Source organism: Nocardioides sp. Z13_37 (assembly GCF_058355585.1).
The window spans coordinates 1-20,691 of record NZ_JBZGDV010000006.1 but is presented as its reverse complement, the minus strand read 5'-3'; the positions used below and the strand labels follow the sequence as shown (position 1 = coordinate 20,691).

Genomic DNA, 20,691 nt, shown 5'->3' with positions numbered 1-20,691 from the left:
GTGCGCGTCGCGGTCCTCGGAGGGCACGGCAAGACCGGGCGTGCGGTCGCCTCGGCGCTGGCCGGCCGCGGGGTCGGCGTCGTCGCGCTCGGGCGTGCGGACTGGCCCGACCTCGCCTCGGCCGTGCGCGGCTGCGAGGCGGCGTACGTCATCGCGCCCAACCTCCACCCCGACGAGCCTGCCTACGTCGCGCACGCCCTGGCCGTGCTGTCGTCCGCCGGCGTCGAGCGGGTGGTCTACCACTCCGTCGCCTCGCCCTACGCGCCCGCGATGCCGCACCACGTCGGCAAGGCGGTCAGCGAGGACCTGGTCCGGCGCAGCGGCCTCGGGTGGACGATCCTCCAGCCGGGCGCCTACCTGCAGAACCTCGACCTCACCGGACCGCTCGAGCTGCCCTACTCACCGGACGTGCGGTTCGGCTTCCTCGACCTCGCCGACCTCGGCGCGGCGGCCGCGGTCGTGCTGACCGAGGACGGCCACCTCGGGGCGACGTACGAGCTCGCGACCCGCGTCGCGACGGTCCGTGAGCTGGCCGACGAGGCGGGTGTCCAGGTGCGCCGGGTCGACGACCCCGGCACCCACCCGTGGCTCTCGGCGATGTTCGCCTACTACGACGACCACGGGCTGCCGGTGGGGACGCGGGTGCTCGACGCGCTGCTGGGGAGGTAGCGCGCCGCGGCGACCTCAGCCGTCGACGGGGTGGAGCGACTCGGCCGCGCCGGCACACCGCCGCGCGAGCGTGCCGAACGCCTCGGCGAGCTCAGGCGGCTCGACCTGCGCGAGGTCGGCGTCGAAGCGCGCCAGCGCGGCCGCCAGCGCCGGCCACGACCAGGCGCCGAGGGTGACCCGGCAGCTCCCGTCGGCCAGCTCCTCGACCGCACCGTCCCCGACGAAGGGCGCGACCGCGTCCACGGGAGCGCGCAGGACCGCCGACCCACGGCACGGCCAGACATCCTCGCCCGCCGAGCCCTTGAAGCGCGCGGCGACGAAGGTGGCGACGTCGGGTGCCGGCAGCTCCCGCGGGGTGAAGCGGGGGCCGTGCGGGGTGCGCAGCCGCATCCGATCGAGCCGGTAGGTGCGCCAGTCGCGCCGGTCGAGGTCCCAGCCGACCACGTACCACCGGGACCGCCGCCGGACGAGGTGCACGGCCTCGGTCCGGCGGGCCGGGCCGTCCGTGACGTCGTCGTGGGCGTCGGCATGGTCGAAGCGCAGCACCTCGCACCGCCGGATCGCCTCGCTCACCGTCACGAGGTCGGCCGGGTCGACCGCCGGGCCGTGGTCGAGCCCGGTCACCTCGAGCACGTCCACCCGGTGCCGGACGTGACTCGGGAGGACCTGGCGCACCGTCGCGAGCGCTCGCGCCGCGCCGGCCGCCACGCCGTCGTCCAGGTCCGCCGCGAGGCGCAGCGCGACGGCGAGCGCCACCCCCTGCTCCTCGTCGAAGAGCAGCGGCGGCAGCTCACTGCCCGGCTCCAGCCGGTAGCCGCCGTCGGGACCCTTGACCGCCGTCACCCGGTAGCCCAGATCGCGCAGCCGGTCGACGTCGCGGCGCACCGTGCGCTCGGTGACCTCGAGTCGCGCCGCGAGCACCGGGCCCGGCCAGTCGCGGCGCGCCTGAAGCAGCGAGAGGAGGGCGAGCAGCCGCCCGGTGGGTCCCGGCATGCCGTCAGTCTGCCGCAGGTGGCGGACAGGAACGGTCCTGTTCTGTCGACACAGTGGTCGCACCCGCGCCGGAACCGCCGGCCCGGGACGAAGGAGATCACCATGACCGTGCACGTCACCCCCCACCTCAACTTCCGCGGCCGTGCCCGCGAGGCCCTCGAGTTCTACCGCGACGCCCTCGGCGGCGAGCTCGTCGTCGTCACCTACCGCGACGCCCACGCCGTCCAGGACCCGGCCGAGGCCGACCAGGTGATTTGGGGCCTGGTCGAGGCCGCCAACGGCGTGCGGGTGATGGCCTACGACGTCCCCGGCGCGCAGGCGTACGACGCCGGCACCATCCCGTTCTTCGTCTCGCTCGGGGGCGACGACGCCGACGAGGTCACGGCCCTGTGGTCGGGCCTGGCCGACGGTGCCAGCGTCGTGCAGGACCTCACCGCGTCCGGGTGGTCGCCGCTCTACGGGATGCTGCGCGACCGCTTCGGCGTCACGTGGGTCGTGGACGTCGTCGCGCCCTGACCCGCCGGCGCGCCGAACAGGACGAACCCGAGGCCGAGTCGACGCCCAGGCGTACGCCCGACAGTCCGCGCGACTTCGTACCGCTCCGACGCGCCGGCCTCAGGGCTCGATGAGGCCCGCGCGGATCGCGTAGCGGGTCAGCTCGACCCGGTCGCGCATCCCGAGCTTGGCGAGGATGTTGGCGCGGTGGCCCTCCACCGTCTTCAGCGCGATGTGCAGCTCCTTGGCGATCTCGCGCGAGGAGCGTCCCTCGGCGATCAGCTTGATCACCTGGTCCTCGCGGGCGGTCAGCACCGAGGCGGGCACCCGCTCGCCGCGGCGCAGCCGGTCGAGGTAGTCGCGCACGAGGGTGCTCTCGGCGCCCGGGTAGAGGAACGTCTCGCCCCGCATCGCCGCGCGGCAGGCGCCCACGAGGTCCTCGTCGGCGACCGACTTGAGGACGTAGCCGCTCGCGCCGGCCTTGAGGGCGCCGAAGAAGTACTGCTCGTTGTCGTGCATCGACAGCATCAGGATCTTCGGCGGGTCGCGGCGCTGCGCAATCTCGGCGGCCGCCTGCAGCCCGGTCATCCGGGGCATCGCGATGTCGAGCACGACCAGGTCGACCTCGGTGTCGCGCACCCGCTCGACGGCCTCCGCCCCGTCGGCGGCCTCCGCGACCACGGTCAGGTCGGGCTCCTGCTCGAGGATGAGGCGTACGCCGCGGCGCACGAGGGTGTGGTCGTCGGCCAGCAGGATCCGGATCACGCGGGCACCTCCTCGATCGCGTCGACGGGGACCTTGAGCCGCACGGTCGTGCCGTGCCGCGGCTGGCTGATGACGGACAGCTCGGCGCGCACGAGCGCTGCGCGCTCGCGCATCCCCATCAGCCCGGACCCCTCGGAGAGCCCGGTGAAGCCGCGGCCGTCGTCGCGGACCTCGAGCACGACGTGCGACCCGAGCCGGTGCAGCGACAGCTCGACCTCGCGGGCGTCGGCGTGCCGGGCGGCGTTGGTGAGCGCCTCCTGGGCGACCCGGTAGACGACGACCTCCGCCTCGGGGCTCAGCGGCGGGAGGCCGGGGGCGAAGGAGCGGCGCACCGACGCGGAGCTGTGGTCGGAGAACTCGGTGGCCAGGGCGGCCAGTGCGCTCGCGAGCCCGAGGTCCTCCAGCACGCCGGGACGCAGCCGCCGTGCGACGCGTCGTACGTCGTCGAGGCCGGCGCGGGCGCTCTCGCGCACCGCCGCGAGCTCGGGCACCAGCTGGGGCGGGGCCTGCGACTCCAGCTGCTTGAGGCCGAGCAGCACGACCGTGAGGCTCTGGCCCACCTCGTCGTGCAGCTCCTGGGCGATGCGGTGCCGCTCCGCCTCCTGGGCGGCGAGGGCACGGGCGTCACCGGTGCGGCGCTCCTCGCCCAGGCGCTGGAGCAGGCCGTTGACGCTGCGGGCGATGCCGAGCACCGGGCCCGACCCCTCCTCGGGGAGCTCCGTCGGCTCGAGGTGCTCGATGTCCTCGAGGCGGGCGATGAGCCGGTGCAGCGGCGCGAGCGCCCAGCGGATGAGGACTGCGTTGGTCAGGATGATCGCCACCAGTCCCAGGCCGATGACGAGGATCTCCGAGGGCACCGCGTCGGCGGAGACGCGGGCGGGGGAGAGGACCAGCAGCAGGGCCGCGGCCACGAGCACCACACCGTTGATCAGACAGATCGTCCAGAACAACGGGAGGTGGCTGGGCAGGCGCATGCGGCAACCCTCCCATCCCGCAGATGGGGTCCGGCACCCATGGTCGCCGACCGCGCGCCACCTCGACACTCGTCGCATGCCCCCGCCGGACGAGAACGCCACTGTCGACCCGACGGGGGCCGCCTGGGTGGTGTGGCTGGTCATCGTCGGACCGGGGCTGCTGTTCGTGACCCTCGTCTGCCTGCGCCGGGTGGCGCCCGGCGAGCTGGTCCTCGTGGTCCGCGGCGGCACAGTGGTCCGCGTGCGGCGCAACGGGCTCGTCGCGCGGTGGCCTGGCCTCGAGCGCTTCGAGGCCGTGCCGACCGATCCGCGGGTCCTGCCGCTCGTGGTCCGCTCCCGCACCTGCGACGGCGTCGACGTCGTCGCGCTCGCCGACCTGACGCTGCGGGTGCACGACGTCGAGCCGGGCACGGCGTACGCCCCCTCGACCCAGGCCGCCCGGACGGCCGAGGAGGTCGTCGCGCGCGCGGTCGAGCAGCTCGAGGTGGGCACGCTGGTCGACGACCTCGACGAGCTGCAGGCACGCTGGCCCGCCGAGCTCACCCGCCTGCTGCCGTGGGGCACCGAGGCCACGGCGCTCTCGGTCACCGAGGTCGAGGCCAGGCTGACCGGGGGTGCGGTGTGAGCACCGACACCGAGTACCTCCTGGAGGTCGCGGTGTCGGTGGCGCTGATCGCCTCGGCGATCGGGTTCGCGATCGGGCTCGCCGTCGGCCGCGGTCGCCAGCCCCGCTGGCAGGAGAAGGGCAGCTTCGTCCACAAGGTGTCGATCGGCTTCGCGACCCTCGACCGGCTAGACGCGGTCCTGCTGCGCTTCGAGGTCGAGCCGTCCTCCCGGCTGTCCGGCGTGGAGGTGGGCGAGCTGCGGCTGCCCGTCGGGTCGGGTGTCGCCATCCTCGCCCGCGGCAAGGAGGTCATCGTCCCCGACGCGCGCACCGTGCTGCGCACCGGCGACCAGGTCCTCGTGGTCGCGGCGCTCGGCCAGGTCGCGCGGGTGGAGGACCGGCTCCGCTCGGTCAGCCGCTACGGCCGCCTCGCGAGCTGGGCCGAGGACATGGACGACGGCTCCGGCTCGGCCCGCGCGTTCGGCGTGCGCAGGCGGATCGCGTGATCCTGACCTCCGCGGCGCTGGCGGTCTTCATCATCGCCTACGCCCTCATCGCGACCGAGCGCGTCCACCGCGTCGCCGCCGCCCTCGGCGGTGTCGCCGGCATGGTCGTCATCGGCCTCGTCGACGCCGAGACGGCGTTCTTCGACCACCACACCGGCGTCGACTGGAACGTCATCTTCCTGCTCTTCGGGATGATGATCATCGTCGGCGTGCTCAAGCAGACCGGCCTCTTCGAGTTCCTGGCCCTCTGGGCGGCGAAGAAGTCCGGCGGCCACCCGTACAAGCTGCTGGTGCTGCTGGTCCTCGTCGGCGCGGCCGTCGCGCCGATCCTCGACAACGTCACCTGCGTGCTCCTCGTCGCCCCGGTCACCCTGTCGGTCTGCCGGCGCCTCGGCCTGCCGTCGGCGCCCTACCTGATCTCGTTGATCCTCGCCTCCAACATCGGCGGCATGTCGACCCTGATCGGCGACCCGCCCAACATCATCATCGCGAGCCGGGCCGGCCTGACGTTCACCGACTTCCTGGTCCACTCGCTGCCGCTGACGATCATCCTGCTGGTCCTGTTCGTGGTGATGGCGCGCTGGCTCTTCCGCAAGGACATGACGCGGATGGGCAACGTGCACGGCCTCGACGACCTCCGTCCCGTCGACGCGATCACCAACGTGCGGATGCTGCGCCGCTCGCTCGTCGTGCTCCTGCTCGTGATGGTCGCCTTCAGCCTGCACTCGGTCATGCACCTCGACCCGTCGGTGGTCGCGATGATGGGCGCGGGGGCGATGGTGCTGGTCTCGCGCACCGAGCCCGAGGAGTTCCTCGAGGAGGTCGAGTGGGCCACCCTCGCGTTCTTCATGGCGCTCTTCGTGCTCGTCGGCGCGCTCGTCCAGGTCGGCGTCATCGGCGCGATCAGCGAGTGGGCGGCGGAGGCGATGGGCGAGCGGGAGCTGCTCGGCGCGACCGCCCTGCTCTTCGGCTCCGGCGTGGTGGGCGCGTTCGTCGACAACATCCCCTACACCACCGCGACGGTGCCCGTCGTGGAGGAGATGGTGTCCGGCACCGCGACGTCCGGCGCGGAGAGCCCGCTGTGGTGGGCCTTCGTGTTCGGCGCCGACCTCGGCGGCAACGCGACCGCGGTGGCGGCCGGCGCCAACGTCGTCGTCCTCGGCATCGCGGCGAAGGCGGGCGAGCCGATCAGCTTCTGGGGCTTCACCAAGTACGGCGTCGTGGTGACCGTGATGACGCTGCTGGTCGCCTGGGTCTACGTCTACCTGCGCTACTTCGCCTGGGCGTGAGCATCCGGGTCGGCACATCCGAGTAGGCACATCCGGTAGACAGTGCGCATGCGCACCCTCGTCACCGGCGGCACCCGCGGCATCGGCGCGGCAGTCGCGCGCCGCCTGGCCGCCGACGGCCACGACCTCGTGCTCGGCTACGCCCGCGACGACGCGGCCGCCGAGCGCACGGCAGGGGAGTGCCGGGCACTCGGGGCGGAGTGCGTCACCGTGCGCGCCGACCTCACCACCGCGGCCGGCGTCGACGAGGTGTTCGCGGCAGCCGGGGCGCTGACCGGCGTCGTCAACAACGCCGGCGCGACCCTGCACATCGGACCGCTCGCCGACACCCCGCCCGAGGTCGTCCGCGCGACGGTCGACCTCAACCTCACCTCGGCGCTGCTGGTCGCCCGGTCCGCCGTCCTGGCGATGGGACGCTCGCGCGGCGGCTCCGGGGGCGTGCTGGTCAACGTCAGCTCGGGCGCCGCCACGCTGGGCTCGCCGGGGGAGTACGTCCAGTACGCCGCCGCCAAGGCGGGCGTCGACGCGCTCACCCTCGGCCTGGCCCAGGAGGTGGCCGGCGACGGCATCCGCGTCGTCGGCGTCGCGCCGGGCATCATCGACACCACGATCCACGCCGACGCCGGGGAGCCCGGGCGGGTGGAGCGCGTCGGCCCGCGGGTGCCGCTGGGTCGGGCCGGACGGGTCGAGGAGGTGGCCGACGCGGTCGGCTGGCTGATGTCCGACGAGGCGTCCTACGTCACCGGGACGACGCTGCGCGTCGCAGGGGGCCGCTGACGCCCGACCCGTTGGCACACCTTGCCAACGGAGGCCCGATCGGTTGGCCGTTCCTGACGATGGGTGCGGGTGGTGCGGATCACTACGGTTGCCGCATGAGGGTCCTGCTCGCACTCGGTGGCAACGCCATGACCAGCGGCGACGGCCGGGCCCGACCCGAGGACCAGATCGAGGCGGCGCGGGTCGCGATGGCCGCGGTCGCCGAGCTCCTCGTGCACGACCACGAGGTCGTCGTCACCCATGGCAACGGACCCCAGGTCGGCAACCTGCTGGTCAAGAACGAGCTCGCCGCCAGCGTCGTGCCGCCCGTCCCGCTCGACTGGTGCGGGGCGCAGACGCAGGCGACCATCGGCTTCGTGCTGATGGACGCGCTCGACCGCGAGCTCGCGTCCCGCGGCATCGAGCGGCGCAGCGCCGCGCTCGTGACCCGCACGGTCGTGGACGCCGACGACGACGGCTTCACCCGCCCCACCAAGCCGATCGGGCGCCACCTGCCCGAGGCCGAGGCCCGGGTGCTGATCGGCCACGGCGAGACGTGGGAGGACCGCGGTGAGAAGGGCTGGCGCCGCGTCGTCGCCTCGCCCGAGCCGCGCGAGATCGTCGACGCCCCGGCCGTGCTGGCCCTGATCGAGGCCGGCTTCGTCGTCGTCGCCAACGGGGGCGGCGGCATCCCGCACGTACGCCGCCGCGACGGCTCGCTGGCCGGGGTCGAGGCGGTCATCGACAAGGACCTCGGCGCCGCGCTGCTGGCCCGCACCACCGGCGCCGACGTGCTCGTGGTGGCCACCGACGTGCCCCACGCCGTGATCCGCTGGGGACGCCCCGACGCCGAGCCCCTCGGCCGGGTCACCGTCGCTGAGCTGCGCGCCCACGCCGCCGACGGGCACTTCGCGTCCGGCTCGATGGGCCCCAAGGTCGACGCCGTGTGCCGCTTCGTCGAGGCCACCGGCGGCACCGGGGCCATCACCAGCCTCGACCAGATCACCGCGGCCGTCGCCGGCGAGGCCGGCACCGTCGTCGTACCCACCTGACCGCAACGAAAGGACGCACATCCATGCCCTCCGCCATCGAGGTCCGCAAGGTCCCCATCCACTCCGTCGCCGACGCCTCCGAGCTGACCAGGCTCATCGACGAGGGCGTCATCGCCGCCGACCGCGTGTTCGCGATCATCGGCAAGACCGAGGGCAACGGCGGCGTCAACGACTACACCCGCATCATCGCCGACCGCGCCTTCCGCGAGGCGCTGGTGGCCGCGGGCGCCGACGCCGAGGAGGTCAAGGGCATCCCGATCGTGTGGTCCGGCGGCACCGACGGCGTGATCAGCCCCCACGCCACCATCTTCGCCACCACCGACGTGCCCGAGGACGACCCGTCGCGCCAGGAGCTGCGGCTGACCGCCGGCTTCGCGATGAGCGAGCCGCTCCTGCCCGAGGAGATCGGCTACACCGCGATGATCGAGAAGGTCGCCGCGGGCGTGAAGGTCGCCATGGAGCGCGCCGGCATCACCGACCCGGCCGACGTGCACTACGTGCAGACCAAGACGCCGCTGCTGACGATCCACACCATCCGCGACGCCAAGTCGCGCGGCAAGACGGTGTGGACCGAGCACACCCACGAGTCGATGGACCTCTCCAACGGCACCACCGGCCTCGGCATCGCCGTCGCGCTCGGCGAGATCGACATGCCCACCGACGCCGACGTCATGCACAACCGCGAGCTCTACTCCTCGGTGGCCTCGTGCTCGTCGGGCGTCGAGCTCGACCAGGCCCAGATCGTCGTCGTCGGCAACGCCACGGGCGTGGGCGGGCGCTACCGCATCGGCCACTCGGTGATGGAGGACGCCCTCGACGCCGACGGCATCTGGGAGGCCATCCGCTCCGCCGGCCTCGATCTGCCCGAGCGCCCCCGCACCGACGACCTCGACGGGCGGCTCGTCAACGTGTTCCTCAAGTGCGAGGCCAGCCAGGACGGCATGGTCCGCGGGCGCCGCAACGCCATGCTCGACGACTCCGACGTGCACTGGCACCGCCAGATCAAGGCGTGCGTCGGCGGCGTCACCGCGGCCGTGACGGGCGACCCGGCCGTCTTCGTCTCGGTGTCCGCGGCCCACCAGGGCCCCGAGGGCGGCGGCCCGGTCGCCGCCATCGTCGACCTGGGCTGAGGCCGGCCCGGCGTTCGTCCACATCCGTCCGCGGGGCCGGCAGCGCGCTGTCGGTCCCGCGTGATGAGGTGTCCCCATGAACACCCCACGGCGTTCTCCTCCTCCGCTGCGCTCCCCCGAACAACGCCGCGGGGACCCCGTCATGAACGACGCGTCCACCCGCTACCGGCTCGTGCGGCCCGAGCGCGAGGTCGTGGTCCCGCAGCTCGACGAGCACCAGCAGCGCGTGGTCGACCACGAGGGCGGCCCGCTCCTCGTGCTCGCCGGTCCCGGCACGGGAAAGACCACGACCCTGGTCGAGGCGATCGTCGACCGCGTCGAGCACCGCGGCGCCTCGCCCGACGCCGTGCTCGCGCTCACGTTCTCCCGCAAGGCCGCCGAGCAGCTGCGCGACCGGGTGACGGCGCGGGTGGCGCGCACGACCGGGGCGGCGTCCTGCTCGACGTTCCACTCCTTCGCCTACGCCCTGGTCCGGGCCTACGCGCCCGCCGAGCTCTACGAGGGTGCCATCCGCCTGCTGTCGGCGCCGGAGGCCGACGTCGTGCTGCGCGAGCTGCTCCGCGACAACCCCGAGTCGGTCGTGTGGCCCGAGCCGCTGCGACGCGCCGCCGGCACCCGCGGCTTCGTGCGCGAGGTGCAGGCCGTGCTGGCGCGGGCCCGCGAGAAGGGGCTCGACCCCGCCGGCCTGCGCGCGCTCGGCATCGAGCACGACCTGCCCGAGCTGGTGGCGGCCGGCCTCTTCCTCGAGCAGTACCTCACCGTCCTCGACAGCCTCGGCGCCACCGACTACTCCGACCTCATCCGCCGGGCCGTGATCGAGGCCGAGACCCACCGCGACGAGCTGCGCGCGCGCTGGCAGCACGTGTTCGTCGACGAGTACCAGGACACCGACCCCGGCCAGGTCGCCCTGCTCCGGGCGCTGGCCGGCGACGGCCGCAACCTCACGGTCGTGGGCGACCCCCACCAGTCGATCTACGGCTTCCGCGGCGCCGACGTGCGCGGCATCCTCGACTTCCCGGCGAGCTTCCCCACCGCGGCCGGCGAGCCCGCGCCGGTCGTGGTGCTGCGGCGCACCCGCAGGTTCGGTCCGCGCATCCTGCTCGCCGCCGGGCGGGTGGCCGACCGGCTCACCCTCACCGGCAGCATCGCGGCCGACGCCCGTCGTGACTTCCTGTCCCCGGAGGCGGTGCCCGGTCCGCACGGCGACGGCCGCGTCGAGGTCGTCACCTACGACACCGAGCGCGCGGAGGCCGAGCGGCTGGCCGACCTGCTGCGCCGCGCCCACCTCGAGGACGGCATCGCGTGGGACCGGATGGCGGTCCTCGTGCGGTCCGGCCGCACCAGCATCCCGCCGCTGCGCCGTGCCCTGGCCGCCGCCGGCGTCCCCGTCGAGGTGGCCTCCGACGACCTGCCGCTGGTCCGCGACCCGGCGGTCGTCCCGCTCCTCGACGGCCTGCGCGCCGTGGTCAACCTCGACAACGACGACCCCGACTCGCCCGACCACCTCGACCCCGGCCGCATCGAGTCGCTGCTGCTCTCGCCGCTCGGCGGCCTCGACGCCTCCGACCTGCGTGCCCTCGTCCGCCGCCTGCGGGCCCGTGAGAAGGCCGACGCCGACCCCGCCGTGCGCCGCACGTCGCGCGAGCTGCTCCGCCTCTCGGTCGTCGAGCCCGGCTTCCTCGACGGCCTCGAGGGCCCCGACGTGGAGCGCGCGGCCGCGCTCGCCCGGCTGCTGCGCGAGGCGGCGCTCATGCTGGCCGACCGCGCCGGCGTCGAGGACGTGCTGTGGCACCTGTGGTCGGGCACGGCCTGGCCCCAGCGGCTGCGGCGCCAGGTGGACGCCGGAGGCGCGAGCGCGCGCCGGGCCCACCGCGACCTCGACGCCGTCGTCGCCCTCTTCGACCTCGCCGCCCGCGCGGTCGACCAGCGCGACCACGTCGGTGTCGCGGCCTTCTTCGCCAGCGTCGTCGCCCAGCAGCTGCCGGCCGACACCCTCGCCGAGCAGGGGGTGCGCGGCTCGGCGGTCCGCCTCCTCACCGCCCACCGCTCCAAGGGCCTGGAGTGGGACCTCGTCGTCGTGGCCCACGTGCAGCAGGAGGGCTGGCCCGACCTGCGGCGCCGCACCACCCTCCTGGGCGCCGACCGCATCGGCGTCGACGCCTCGGGCCACCCCGACCTCGTCCCGCCCGTGACCAGCCGCGCGCTGCTGATGGAGGAGCGGCGGCTCTTCTACGTCGCCTGCACCCGCGCCCGGCGACGGCTCGTGGTGAGTGCGGTGCGATCTCCCGACGACGACGGTGAGCAGCCGTCGCGGTTCCTCGAGGAGCTCGGCGTCACCGTCCACCACCAGGACGGCCGGCCGCCGCGGCCGCTGTCGCTGGGCGGGCTCGTCGCCGAGCTGCGCCGCACCGCCGCCGATCCCGAGGTCAGCCGGCCGCTGCGCGAGGCGGCGGCCCGACGGCTCGCCGCACTGGCCGCGGAGGAGGTCGACGGCCGCCAGCTGGTGCCGAGCGCCGACCCGTCCACCTGGTGGGGCACCCGCAGCGCGACGCGCTCGATCCAGCCGATCCGCGACCCCGACCGACCGGTGCCGGTCTCGGCCAGCATGCTCGAGTCGATCCTCGTCTGCCCCGCCCAGTGGTTCTTCGAGCGCGAGGCCGGCGGCGTCTCCGCCGTCCACCAGTCGGCCAACCTCGGCCAGGTCCTCCACGCGCTGGCCGAGCGGGTCGCCGTGGGCGACCTGCCCGCCGAGGTCGACCCGCTGATGGCCGAGGTCGAGGCGGTGTGGGACCGGCTCGCGTTCCGCACCCCGTGGTCGCGCCGGCGCGAGCTCGCCCGGATCCGCAAGGCCGTCGCCCGGTTCGTGCGGTGGCACCTCGACAACCCGCGCGAGTTCCTCGGCGCCGAGCAGCGCTTCCACAGCATCGTCGACGTCGACGGCAGGCCCGTCCGGCTGACGGGGTTCGCCGACCGACTCGAGATCGACGACGCCGGCCGGGTCGTCGTCGTCGACTTCAAGAGCGCGCGTGCCGCCCCGAGCGGCCCGGCCGTCGCCGGCAACCTCCAGCTCGCCCTCTACCAGTACGCCGTCGACTCCGGCGCCCTCGACGAGGCCGCCGGGCGCCCGATGGCCTCCGGCGGCGCCGAGCTGGTGCAGCTGGGCATCGACGACGACTCCGCCACGGCCAAGGTGCAGGCCCAGCCGGCCCACGCCGACGGGGGACCCGAGCGCGTGCTGCTGCGCGCCGGCCTGGCCCGCGCCGCCGACCTGGTCCGTGCCGAGACCTTCCCCGCCACCGCGGGGCCCCACTGCCGGGACTGCCCGTTCACGGCCATCTGCCCCGCCCGGGGCGCCGGGAGCGTGACCGTCCAGTGACCGACCTCGCCACCGCCCGCCCGACCGAGGATCGTCCCCCGGTCCGGCTCGACTCGCCCGAGGACCTCCGGGCCCTCATGGGCGCCGAGCACGCCGCCAGCGACGAGCAGTGGGCCGCCATCACCGCGCCGCTGCGGCCCACGGTCGTCGTGGCCGGCGCGGGCAGCGGCAAGACCACCCTGATGGCGCAGCGCGTGGTGTGGCTCGTCGCCACCGGCAAGGTGCGTCCCGAGGAGGTGCTGGGCCTCACCTTCACCACCAAGGCCGCCGCCGAGCTGCGCCAGCGCGTCACCGCGGCGCTCGGTGCGGCGGGCCTGCTCGACCGGTCCGTGGTCGTCGAGGGGGAGGACGTGCTGGAGCCGACGGTGGCGACCTACCACGCCTACGCCGCCACCCTGCTGACCGACCACGGCCTGCGCATCGGCCACGAGCCCGACACCCGCGTCGTCTCCGACGCCTCGCGCTACCAGCTCGGCGCCCGGGTCATCGAGCGGTTCACGGGCCACATCGAGCTGCTCACCGACCACCCCGCGACCGCCATCCAGAACCTCCTCGCCCTCGACGGCGCGATGAGCGAGCACCTCGTCGACGCCGACGACGTTCGCCGCGTCGACGAGGAGGCGCGCCGGGGGTTCGAGCGGGCCGTCGAGCAGGAGCTGGCCGGCAAGGCTCGCAAGACCTACCTCGACCCCCCGGCCAAGGCGATCAACGCCATCGACCGCCGCGCCGAGCTGCTCCAGCTCGTCACGGGCTACCGCCGGCTCAAGGCCGACCTCGGGCTGATGGACTTCGGCGACCAGATCGCGCTGGCGGCCAGGCTGGTCGACGAGCAGCCCGAGGTGGGCGAGCTCGAGCGCGCCCGCTTCAAGGTCGTCCTCCTCGACGAGTACCAGGACACCTCCGTGGCGCAGGCCACGATGCTCGCGCGGCTCTTCTCCGGCCCCGACCCCGAGCACGGCCTCGGCCACCCCGTGATGGCGGTGGGCGACCCCAACCAGGCCATCTACGGCTGGCGCGGCGCCTCGGTGTCCAACATCCTCAACTTCGCCGACACCTTCCCGGCGGCCGACGGCGAGCCGGGCCGGCTGCCGCTCACCGTCAACCGGCGCTCCGACCGGCGCATCCTCGACGTCGCCAACCGGCTCGCCGAGCCCCTGCTGTCCGCCTACGGCGACAAGGTCGCGCGCCTGCGGGCGGCCGAGCGCGCCGCCGACGGCCACGTCGAGACCCACGTGTTCGAGCGCGCGGTCGACGAGCTGGCGTGGCTCACCACGGAGGTCCAGCGGGTGCACGCCGCCGGCACCCCGTGGGCGGAGATCGGCGTGCTCAGCCGCGACAACGCACAGGCCGAGGACGTCTACGACGCCCTGACGGCAGCCGGGATCCCGGTCGAGATCGTCGGGCTGTCGGGGCTGATCCGGCTGCCCGAGGTCGCCGAGGTGGTGGCGACCCTCACGCTCATGCACGACGTCACGGCCAACCCCTCCATGCTGACGCTGCTCACCGGCCCGCGGTGGGCGATCGGTCCGCGCGACCTGCGGCTGCTCGCCGAGCGGGCCGCCGAGATCGCCGGCGTGCGTGGGCGCTCCGAGACCGCCTCGATCGCCGACCAGCTCCTCCAGATCGCCGACGGCATCGACGTCTCCGAGCTCCCCGCCCTCAGCGACGCCGTCGAGTCTCCCGGCGACGCGGCCTACTCCGCCGAGGCGCGCGACCGCCTCGGGCTGCTGTCCTCGGAGCTGCGCCGGCTGCGCAGCCACGTCGGCGACCCGCTGCTCGACGTGGTGCGCCGCATCATCGACACCACCGGCGTCGACGTCGAGCTCGCCTCGGCCACCTCCCCGGCCGCCGCGGCCCGCCGCGACAACCTCGACCTCTTCGTCAAGGCGGTCGCGGAGTTCCAGTCCGTCGACGGCGACGTCACGCTGCCGGCGCTGCTGGCCTACCTCACCGCCGAGGACGACCAGGGCAACGGCCTCGACGTCGCCACCCCCACGGCCGCCGACTCGGTCAAGCTGCTCACCGTCCACCGGGCCAAGGGCCTGGAGTGGTCGTCGGTGTTCTGCGTCGGGGTGGGGGAGACCCGCTTCCCCAGCAACCGGTCCCGCACGCTCTGGACGTCCTCGCCCGCGGTGCTGCCCGCGCCGCTGCGCGGCGACCGCGCCGACCAGCCCCAGCTGGCGGGTCACGACAAGGCCGCGCTCGACGCCTACCGGGCCGCCGCCAAGGCGCATGACGCCGAGGAGGAGCTGCGCCTGGGCTACGTCGCCTACACCCGTGCCGCCCACCACCTCAGCGTCACGTCCTACGTCTGGGGCCAGCGCTCCACGCCGTTCGGGCCCTCGGCCTACCAGCGGGTGGTGCGCGAGCAGCTCGAGGAGTGGGGCCAGCCCGTCGAGCGGTGGCTCGAGAAGCCGCCGCCGAAGTCACCCAACCCCAACGACGACGTCGACACCTCCCGGCCCTGGCCGGTGCCCGGCACGGGGGAGGAGGCGCGCCGGCGCCTCGCCGCGGCCGAGCTCGTCCGCGCCGTCGACCGCACGGCGCCCGACGAGGGCCTCGACATGGTCGAGGCGGCCCGGGTGGCCGAGTGGGACGACGACCTCGCCCAGCTGCTCACCGAGGCGCGCGCCGAGCGCGCGACCACCGTCGACCTGCCGCTGCCCGGCAGCCTGTCGGTGACGGCGCTGACCCGGCTGCGCGAGGACCCCGAGGCGTTCGCCCGCGAGCTCGCCCGCCCGATGCCGCGCCCGCCCGCCCCGGCGGCGCGCTTCGGCACCGCGTTCCACGCCTGGATCGAGCACCGCTTCGGCCAGCAGGCGCTGATCGAGCCCGACGAGCTCCCCGGCCGCGCCGACGCCGGCATCGACGACGAGTCCGACCTCGGCGAGGTGGTCAAGCGCTTCGAGGACGGCCCGTTCGGCGACCGCGCGCCCCACGCCGTGGAGGCGCCGTTCGCCCTCGTGCTCGCCGGACAAGTGGTCCGCGGCCGCATCGACGCGGTCTACCGCGAGCCCGACGGCGGCTACCTCGTCGTCGACTGGAAGACCGGCCGCCACGAGACCGCCGACCCCCTCCAGCTGGCGTTCTACCGCCTGGCCTGGTCCGAGCTCACCGGCACCCCGCTGGCGCAGGTGCGGGCCGCGTTCCACTACGTCCGCACCGGGCGCACCGTCCACCTCGACGACCTGCCCGACCGCGACGGCCTCGAGGAGCTGCTCGCCCTCTGAGCCGGCCCGCGCCGATGTGCGTGGTCGCGCCGCACCGCGTGGGCCGCGACCCCGGTCGCTAGCCTGAACGACGTGTCTCCCGAACGCCTGCCCCCGCACGTCGCCCTCTCCGCCCACGCCCACAACCGGATGGGCCTGCGTCGGACCGACGAGGCGTGGCTGGCCGAGCAGATGGCCGATCCGGCCACGCGCGTCCTGGTCGTGGCGGGCAACCGGCTGCGGCCGGTGGACGGTGCCGTCCAGTGGGTCGGTCCCGACGAGGCACCCGAGGGCACCCTCGTGCTCCTCGGTGCCACCGACGACGTCGTGCACCTCGCCGTGATCGTGCCCCCCGACCGGGCGCCGGGCACGCCGGAGGAGTGGGTCCCGCTGCGCTCGGTGCTGACGCTCCTCGCCGACGGCAGCCCGGAGGAGGCGCCGTTGATCATGCACGCCGTCGGGCTGGCCGAGTGGCACCACGCCACCCACTTCTGCCCGCGATGCGGGGGCACCCTGACCAGCCGCGCCGCGGGCCACGAGCTGCGCTGCACCCAGTGCGACCGCGCGCAGTTCCCCCGCACCGACCCGGCGGTGATCATGGCGATCACCCACGGCGAGGGCGACGACGAGGCGATCCTGCTCGGACGCAACACCGCCTGGCCCGCCGGCCGCTGGTCGACGCTGGCGGGGTTCTGCGAGCCGGGGGAGACCCTCGAGGACGCCGTGCGCCGCGAGGTGCACGAGGAGGTCGGCGTCACGGTCGGCGAGGTGGCCTACTTCGGCAGCCAGCCCTGGCCGCTCCCGGCGAGCCTGATGCTCGGGTTCACCGGCCGCGCGCTCACCACCGACATCGACGTCGACGGGGCGGAGATCGAGGAGGCGCGCTGGTGGACGCGCGCCGACTTCGAGGCAGCCGGCCGCGCGGGCGAGCTGGTCGTGCCGCGCGGCATCTCGATCTCGTCGTCGCTCATCGAGAGCTGGTTCGGCCGCCCGCTCGACGGTCCCGGCTGGGGCTGAGCGTCAGTCGCAGTTGTCGCAGACGCCGGTCGCCGGCAGCGCGAGGAAGCACCGCGGGCAGAGCTTGACCGGCTTGTCGCTCGCCGCGACCCGCCCGGGCCGGGGCGTCCCGGTGCCGCGGCTCGCCGTGGAGGACGTCCGAGCCGAGGACGTACGCGGGGTGCGCGCGCGGGTGCCGGGCACCCGCTCGCTGGGGGGCGAGTCGTCGCGGACCTCGAAGCCGAGGCGCCGTAGCGCCTTGGTCGCGCCGGCCGAGCCGCCCGGGATGTCCGCCGGGGTGAGGGTGCGCCCGGTCGCGAGGCCGTGGGCGATGCCGACGATCGCCGCGGCGTCGTACTCCTTGCCGTGGTGGACCAGCACGTGGGTCGAGACGCCGCCACGCACCAGCATGTAGTTGTGCCCACCCGCTGCGTCCCACGTCTCCATCGCGGTGAGCACGTGGGGGCGGTCGATCGAGTTCAGCAGTGACACCGGCTCAGGCTAACCCGGAGCCACTGCGGTCACGACGGTCGGGCTCATGAGAGCGCGGCCAGCTTCGCCTTGACCTGCGCCACCGACGGGTTGGTGAGCGTGCTGCCGTCGGAGAACAGCAGGGTCGGCACGGTCTGGTTGCCGCCGTTGGCCTGCTCGACGGTGAGCGCGGCGTCCGGCTGCTGCTCGATGTCGACGATCGAGAACTCGATGCCCTCGCGGTCGAGCTGGCTCTTGAGGCGGTGGCAGTAGCCGCACCACGGCGTGGTGAACATGGTGAAGGTCATGGATGGAGTGTCCCCTCCGGCGTCTAGGGTGAGGAAGGCGGGTGCGCTCCACCCGCCACCAGTTCCAACCACCACCTCGCAGGAGTTGTTCCGTTGCTCGAAGCGCTCGACCCCGAGCAGCGACAGGTCGCCGAGGCCCTGCGGGGCCCCGTGCGCGTGCTGGCCGGCGCCGGCACGGGCAAGACCCGGGCCATCACCCACCGCATCGCCCACGGCGTCGCCCAGGGTGTCTACGCCCCCACCGAGGTGCTGGCCCTGTCGTTCACCACGCGCGCCGCGGGGGAGATGCGCGAGCGGCTGCGGGCCCTGGGCGCGCCGGGCGTGCAGGCGCGCACCTTCCACTCCGCCGCCCTGCGCCAGCTGCGGTTCTTCTGGCCCCGGGTGCACCAGCGCGAGCTGCCCGACCTGGTCGAGTCCAAGCTCGGCATGATCGCGCTGGCGGCCCGGCGCCAGCGCCTCGGCGTCGACCAGGCCACGCTGCGCGACCTCGCCAGCGAGATCGAGTGGGCCAAGGTGTCCAACGTCGGGCCCGACACCTACGCCGCGGTCGCGCGCAGCCGCGGCCGCGCGGTGTCCGGCCTCGATCCCGAGGTGGTGGCGCGCGCGTTCGACGCCTACGAGGAGGTCAAGCGCGGCCAGGGCCGGATGGACATGGAGGACGTGCTCCTGTTCGGCGCCGGGCTCCTCGCCGACAACGAGGCCGTTGCCGCGCAGGTGCGCCGCCAGTACAAGTGGTTCGTCGTCGACGAGTTCCAGGACGTCTCGCCCCTCCAGTACGCCCTCCTCGACCTGTGGCTCGGTGGCCGCGACGAGCTGTGCGTGGTCGGCGACCCCGCCCAGACCATCTACTCCTTCGCCGGCGCCGACGCGCGCTACCTGCGCGAGTTCACCCAGCGCTTCCCCTCGGCCACGAGCGTCGAGCTGGTCCGCAACTACCGCTCGACCCCCGAGATCGTCTCCGCGGCCAACCGGCTGCTCGACGGCACGCCCAGCAAGGGCGTCGACCTCCGCGCCCAGCGACCCTCGGGGCCCCGCATCACCTGGCGCGAGGCGACCGACGAGGTCGCCGAGGCGGACGGGGTCGCCGACCGGGTGGCCGCGCTCCGCGCCTCCGGCACGCCCGCGAGCCGGATGGCCGTGCTGCTGCGGATCAACGCCCAGTCCGAGCGCTTCGAGGAGGCGCTGGCCGCCCGCGGCATCCCCTACGTCGTGCGCGGCGCGGCCCGCTTCTTCGACCGTCCCGAGGTGCGGCAGGCGATCACCCTCGTCCGCGGCGCGGCGCGCTCCGGCGAGGCCTCCGGGCCGGTCTCCGAGGCGGTCCTGGCGGTGCTGTCGCAGATGGGCCACTCCACCGAGCCGCCCGAGGGCAGGGGCGAGGTGCGCAACCGGTGGGAGTCGCTGCAGGCCCTCGTCGACCTGGCCGCCGACTTCAGCCGCGAACGCCCCGACGCCGGGGTCGGCGACCTCGTCGACGACCTCGACCGGCGCGCCAGCGAGCAGCACGCACCCGTCGCCGACGCGGTCACCCTCGCCACCATCCACTCGGCCAAGGGCCTGGAGTGGGACGCCGTCTTCGTGGCCGGCATGCACGACAAGATGATGCCGATCGCCCAGGCGAGGACGCCGGCGGAGATCGAGGAGGAGCGCCGCCTGCTCTACGTCGCGATGACCCGCGCCCGCGACGAGCTCACGGTCTCGTGGGCGACCGCGCGCGAGCCGGGCGGGCGCGCCAACCGGGGCAGCTCGCCGTTCCTCGCGCCCCTTCTCGACGGCGTCCCCGGCCTGACCGGGCAGCGGCGTGAGCGCACCCGGCGCAACCGGGCGGCGATGCACTGCCGCGAGTGCGGGCGCGCGCTGTCGACGTCGGTGGAGAAGAAGACCGGGCGGTGCGCCGACTGCCCGGCGTCCTACGACGAGGCGCTCTTCGAGCGGCTGCGCGAGTGGCGCCTGGCACGCTCTGCCGACGACAGCGTCCCGGCGTTCGTCGTGTTCACCGACGCCACCTTGCAGCTGATCGCCGAGCACGTCCCGACCGACGAGAAGGGACTGCGCGCCATCAGCGGCGTCGGGCCCGGCAAGATCGCCAAGTACGGCGACGAGGTGCTTGCGCTCGTCGCCGGAGGCGCCGCGCAGGACCCTGCCGAGGGGTCGGAGACGCCTCCGCGAAAGAAATCTCGGTAATACCCATTAAATGGTTTGCCCCTCACGATGTGAGGGGTCTAACGTTTCCTTCCACGACAACCCGCGCATGGGATCGCTGACGACGATCTGCGCCTGACGCCCCGAAGGAGGTGGCCCTCATGGAGAACTACACGATGACGATGACGGCGTGGACGCCGTCCCTCGGCATGTCCGCCCTCGGCCGCCCCTGCGCGCACACGCGCGCCCTCGGCGCTGGCGTGGTGGCTGTCCAGGGCGACGCCGCCGCCATCGTGCGCATCAAGGGCGATTTCCCGGGTCCTCCTGCCTGGAGTCCGTCGACATAGGTCACCACCTACATCGGCAGCCTCCAGGCCGCGGAACCCGACACCCGGGATCCGCGGCCTTTCTGTTTGTCCGAACCACCCGCGATCAGGTCAACGACAAGGAGGTGAACACATGACCATCAGCGTTCTCGACCGCAACCGAGCTGCCGACGCAACCGGGATGGAGCCCCAGGCCCCGCTCGGAGCCCTGCACGACGCAGCTGCCGGAGTGGATGAGGAGTTGCTGCCCTGCCGCGTCAACGACGCAGAGCTGTGGTTTGCCGAGTCCCCTGCGGACGTGGAGCAGGCCAAGGCCCTCTGCATCGACTGCCCCGTGCAGGCGCTGTGCCTCGACGGTGCCCTCGAACGGCGTGAGCCGTGGGGCGTCTGGGGAGGCGAGCTCTTCCTCCAGGGCGTGGTGATCCCGCGCAAGCGGCCGCGAGGCCGGCCCCGCAAGTCCGAGCAGGTCGCCACCCAGGCCGGCCAGAACCAGAAGGACGGGGCCGCCGCGTAGGCGTCACCCGCTCACCCACCTCCGAGGAATCACAGGACACACCTCTCATGAAGACCTACCGAAATGGACGAAACGACATGAATCTCATGCATGAAGAACTCGCCCGCGCGCAAATGACC

General features: G+C 74.1%; 19 protein-coding genes. 14 read left to right on the top strand and 5 right to left on the bottom strand.

Annotated elements, in window-relative coordinates; genetic code table 11:
- Entirely contained in the window at window positions 1–669 is a 669-nt protein-coding gene (locus AC4H2S_RS14570) for an SDR family oxidoreductase (protein ID WP_491497690.1), read from the top strand.
- Between the two features lie 15 nt (window positions 670–684).
- On the opposite strand, the gene AC4H2S_RS14565 is transcribed toward AC4H2S_RS14570, so the two are convergent.
- Window positions 685–1,662 (bottom strand): helix-turn-helix transcriptional regulator, encoded by a 978-nt coding sequence (locus tag AC4H2S_RS14565; protein WP_491497689.1) that lies wholly within the window; start codon window positions 1,660–1,662, stop codon window positions 685–687.
- A 102-nt stretch (window positions 1,663–1,764) separates the two neighbouring features.
- On the opposite strand from AC4H2S_RS14565, the gene AC4H2S_RS14560 reads away from it, so the two are divergent.
- Complete coding sequence (locus AC4H2S_RS14560; RefSeq protein WP_491497688.1) at window positions 1,765–2,178, top strand: VOC family protein; 414 nt, start codon at window positions 1,765–1,767, stop codon at window positions 2,176–2,178.
- Window positions 2,179–2,277: 99 nt separating this feature from the next.
- On the opposite strand, the gene AC4H2S_RS14555 is transcribed toward AC4H2S_RS14560, so the two are convergent.
- Both AC4H2S_RS14555 and AC4H2S_RS14550 read right to left on the bottom strand, forming a co-directional pair.
- Entirely contained in the window at window positions 2,278–2,922 is a 645-nt protein-coding gene (locus AC4H2S_RS14555) for a response regulator (protein ID WP_491497687.1), read from the bottom strand.
- Window positions 2,919–3,896: a sensor histidine kinase gene (locus AC4H2S_RS14550; protein WP_491497686.1), complete on the bottom strand. Its 978-nt coding sequence runs from the start codon at window positions 3,894–3,896 to the stop codon at window positions 2,919–2,921. Before AC4H2S_RS14550 ends, AC4H2S_RS14555 begins: the two co-directional genes overlap by 4 nt.
- 76 nt (window positions 3,897–3,972) lie before the next feature.
- Here AC4H2S_RS14550 and AC4H2S_RS14545 point away from each other — a divergent pair, with 76 nt between their 5' ends.
- The 9 genes from AC4H2S_RS14545 to nudC all read left to right on the top strand — a co-directional run bounded on the left by AC4H2S_RS14545 (window position 3,973) and on the right by nudC (window position 16,835).
- Window positions 3,973–4,521, top strand: coding sequence for an SPFH domain-containing protein (locus tag AC4H2S_RS14545; RefSeq protein ID WP_491497685.1), 549 nt, complete (start codon window positions 3,973–3,975; stop codon window positions 4,519–4,521).
- Window positions 4,518–5,006: a TrkA C-terminal domain-containing protein gene (locus tag AC4H2S_RS14540; RefSeq protein WP_491497684.1), complete on the top strand. Its 489-nt coding sequence runs from the start codon at window positions 4,518–4,520 to the stop codon at window positions 5,004–5,006. The genes AC4H2S_RS14545 and AC4H2S_RS14540 overlap by 4 nt, the downstream gene beginning before the upstream one ends.
- Window positions 5,003–6,295, top strand: coding sequence for an ArsB/NhaD family transporter (locus AC4H2S_RS14535; protein ID WP_491497683.1), 1,293 nt, complete (start codon window positions 5,003–5,005; stop codon window positions 6,293–6,295). Before AC4H2S_RS14540 ends, AC4H2S_RS14535 begins: the two co-directional genes overlap by 4 nt.
- Before the next feature lie 48 nt (window positions 6,296–6,343).
- The gene (locus tag AC4H2S_RS14530; protein ID WP_491497682.1) at window positions 6,344–7,072 is read left to right on the top strand and encodes an SDR family NAD(P)-dependent oxidoreductase; all 729 of its coding nucleotides are present in this window, start codon (window positions 6,344–6,346) and stop codon (window positions 7,070–7,072) included.
- Between the two features lie 95 nt (window positions 7,073–7,167).
- Window positions 7,168–8,103: a carbamate kinase gene (locus AC4H2S_RS14525; RefSeq protein ID WP_491497681.1), complete on the top strand. Its 936-nt coding sequence runs from the start codon at window positions 7,168–7,170 to the stop codon at window positions 8,101–8,103.
- Window positions 8,104–8,126: 23 nt separating this feature from the next.
- Complete coding sequence (gene bar / locus AC4H2S_RS14520; protein ID WP_491497680.1) at window positions 8,127–9,233, top strand: barbiturase; 1,107 nt, start codon at window positions 8,127–8,129, stop codon at window positions 9,231–9,233.
- Window positions 9,234–9,375: 142 nt separating this feature from the next.
- A complete protein-coding gene (locus AC4H2S_RS14515; protein WP_491497679.1) occupies window positions 9,376–12,609 on the top strand; it encodes an ATP-dependent helicase in 3,234 nt (1,077 codons plus the stop codon).
- Complete coding sequence (locus AC4H2S_RS14510; protein ID WP_491497678.1) at window positions 12,606–15,839, top strand: ATP-dependent helicase; 3,234 nt, start codon at window positions 12,606–12,608, stop codon at window positions 15,837–15,839. Before AC4H2S_RS14515 ends, AC4H2S_RS14510 begins: the two co-directional genes overlap by 4 nt.
- A 72-nt stretch (window positions 15,840–15,911) precedes the next feature.
- Window positions 15,912–16,835: an NAD(+) diphosphatase gene (nudC, locus tag AC4H2S_RS14505; protein WP_491497677.1), complete on the top strand. Its 924-nt coding sequence runs from the start codon at window positions 15,912–15,914 to the stop codon at window positions 16,833–16,835.
- Window positions 16,836–16,838: 3 nt separating this feature from the next.
- Here nudC and AC4H2S_RS14500 read toward each other — a convergent pair whose 3' ends face one another.
- Both AC4H2S_RS14500 and AC4H2S_RS14495 read right to left on the bottom strand, forming a co-directional pair.
- Complete coding sequence (locus tag AC4H2S_RS14500) at window positions 16,839–17,306, bottom strand: ScoMcrA-related endonuclease (protein WP_491497676.1); 468 nt, start codon at window positions 17,304–17,306, stop codon at window positions 16,839–16,841.
- A gap of 44 nt (window positions 17,307–17,350) precedes the next feature.
- The gene (locus AC4H2S_RS14495) at window positions 17,351–17,593 is read right to left on the bottom strand and encodes a mycoredoxin (protein ID WP_491497675.1); all 243 of its coding nucleotides are present in this window, start codon (window positions 17,591–17,593) and stop codon (window positions 17,351–17,353) included.
- Window positions 17,594–17,686: 93 nt separating this feature from the next.
- On the opposite strand from AC4H2S_RS14495, the gene AC4H2S_RS14490 reads away from it, so the two are divergent.
- The 3 genes from AC4H2S_RS14490 (at window position 17,687) to AC4H2S_RS14480 (ending at window position 20,572) form a co-directional block, all read left to right on the top strand.
- Complete coding sequence (locus tag AC4H2S_RS14490; RefSeq protein WP_491497674.1) at window positions 17,687–19,774, top strand: ATP-dependent DNA helicase UvrD2; 2,088 nt, start codon at window positions 17,687–17,689, stop codon at window positions 19,772–19,774.
- Between the two features lie 119 nt (window positions 19,775–19,893).
- Complete coding sequence (locus tag AC4H2S_RS14485) at window positions 19,894–20,079, top strand: hypothetical protein (protein ID WP_491497673.1); 186 nt, start codon at window positions 19,894–19,896, stop codon at window positions 20,077–20,079.
- 112 nt (window positions 20,080–20,191) lie between these two features.
- Window positions 20,192–20,572: a WhiB family transcriptional regulator gene (locus AC4H2S_RS14480; protein WP_491497672.1), complete on the top strand. Its 381-nt coding sequence runs from the start codon at window positions 20,192–20,194 to the stop codon at window positions 20,570–20,572.
- Window positions 20,573–20,691 lie beyond the last annotated feature (119 nt).

Bases quoted from the DNA above. Each gene is read 5' to 3' on its own strand.
- AC4H2S_RS14565 (WP_491497689.1), bottom strand. From the start codon at position 1,662: ATGCCGGGACCCACCGGGCGGCTGCTCGCCCTCCTCTCGCTGCTTCAG.
- AC4H2S_RS14560 (WP_491497688.1), top strand. From the start codon at position 1,765: ATGACCGTGCACGTCACCCCCCACCTCAACTTCCGCGGCCGTGCCCGC.
- AC4H2S_RS14550 (WP_491497686.1), bottom strand. From the start codon at position 3,896: ATGCGCCTGCCCAGCCACCTCCCGTTGTTCTGGACGATCTGTCTGATC.
- AC4H2S_RS14545 (WP_491497685.1), top strand. From the start codon at position 3,973: ATGCCCCCGCCGGACGAGAACGCCACTGTCGACCCGACGGGGGCCGCC.
- AC4H2S_RS14530 (WP_491497682.1), top strand. From the start codon at position 6,344: ATGCGCACCCTCGTCACCGGCGGCACCCGCGGCATCGGCGCGGCAGTC.
- AC4H2S_RS14525 (WP_491497681.1), top strand. From the start codon at position 7,168: ATGAGGGTCCTGCTCGCACTCGGTGGCAACGCCATGACCAGCGGCGAC.
- bar (WP_491497680.1), top strand. From the start codon at position 8,127: ATGCCCTCCGCCATCGAGGTCCGCAAGGTCCCCATCCACTCCGTCGCC.
- AC4H2S_RS14515 (WP_491497679.1), top strand. From the start codon at position 9,376: ATGAACGACGCGTCCACCCGCTACCGGCTCGTGCGGCCCGAGCGCGAG.
- AC4H2S_RS14495 (WP_491497675.1), bottom strand. From the start codon at position 17,593: ATGACCTTCACCATGTTCACCACGCCGTGGTGCGGCTACTGCCACCGC.
- AC4H2S_RS14485 (WP_491497673.1), top strand. From the start codon at position 19,894: ATGGAGAACTACACGATGACGATGACGGCGTGGACGCCGTCCCTCGGC.
- AC4H2S_RS14480 (WP_491497672.1), top strand. From the start codon at position 20,192: ATGACCATCAGCGTTCTCGACCGCAACCGAGCTGCCGACGCAACCGGG.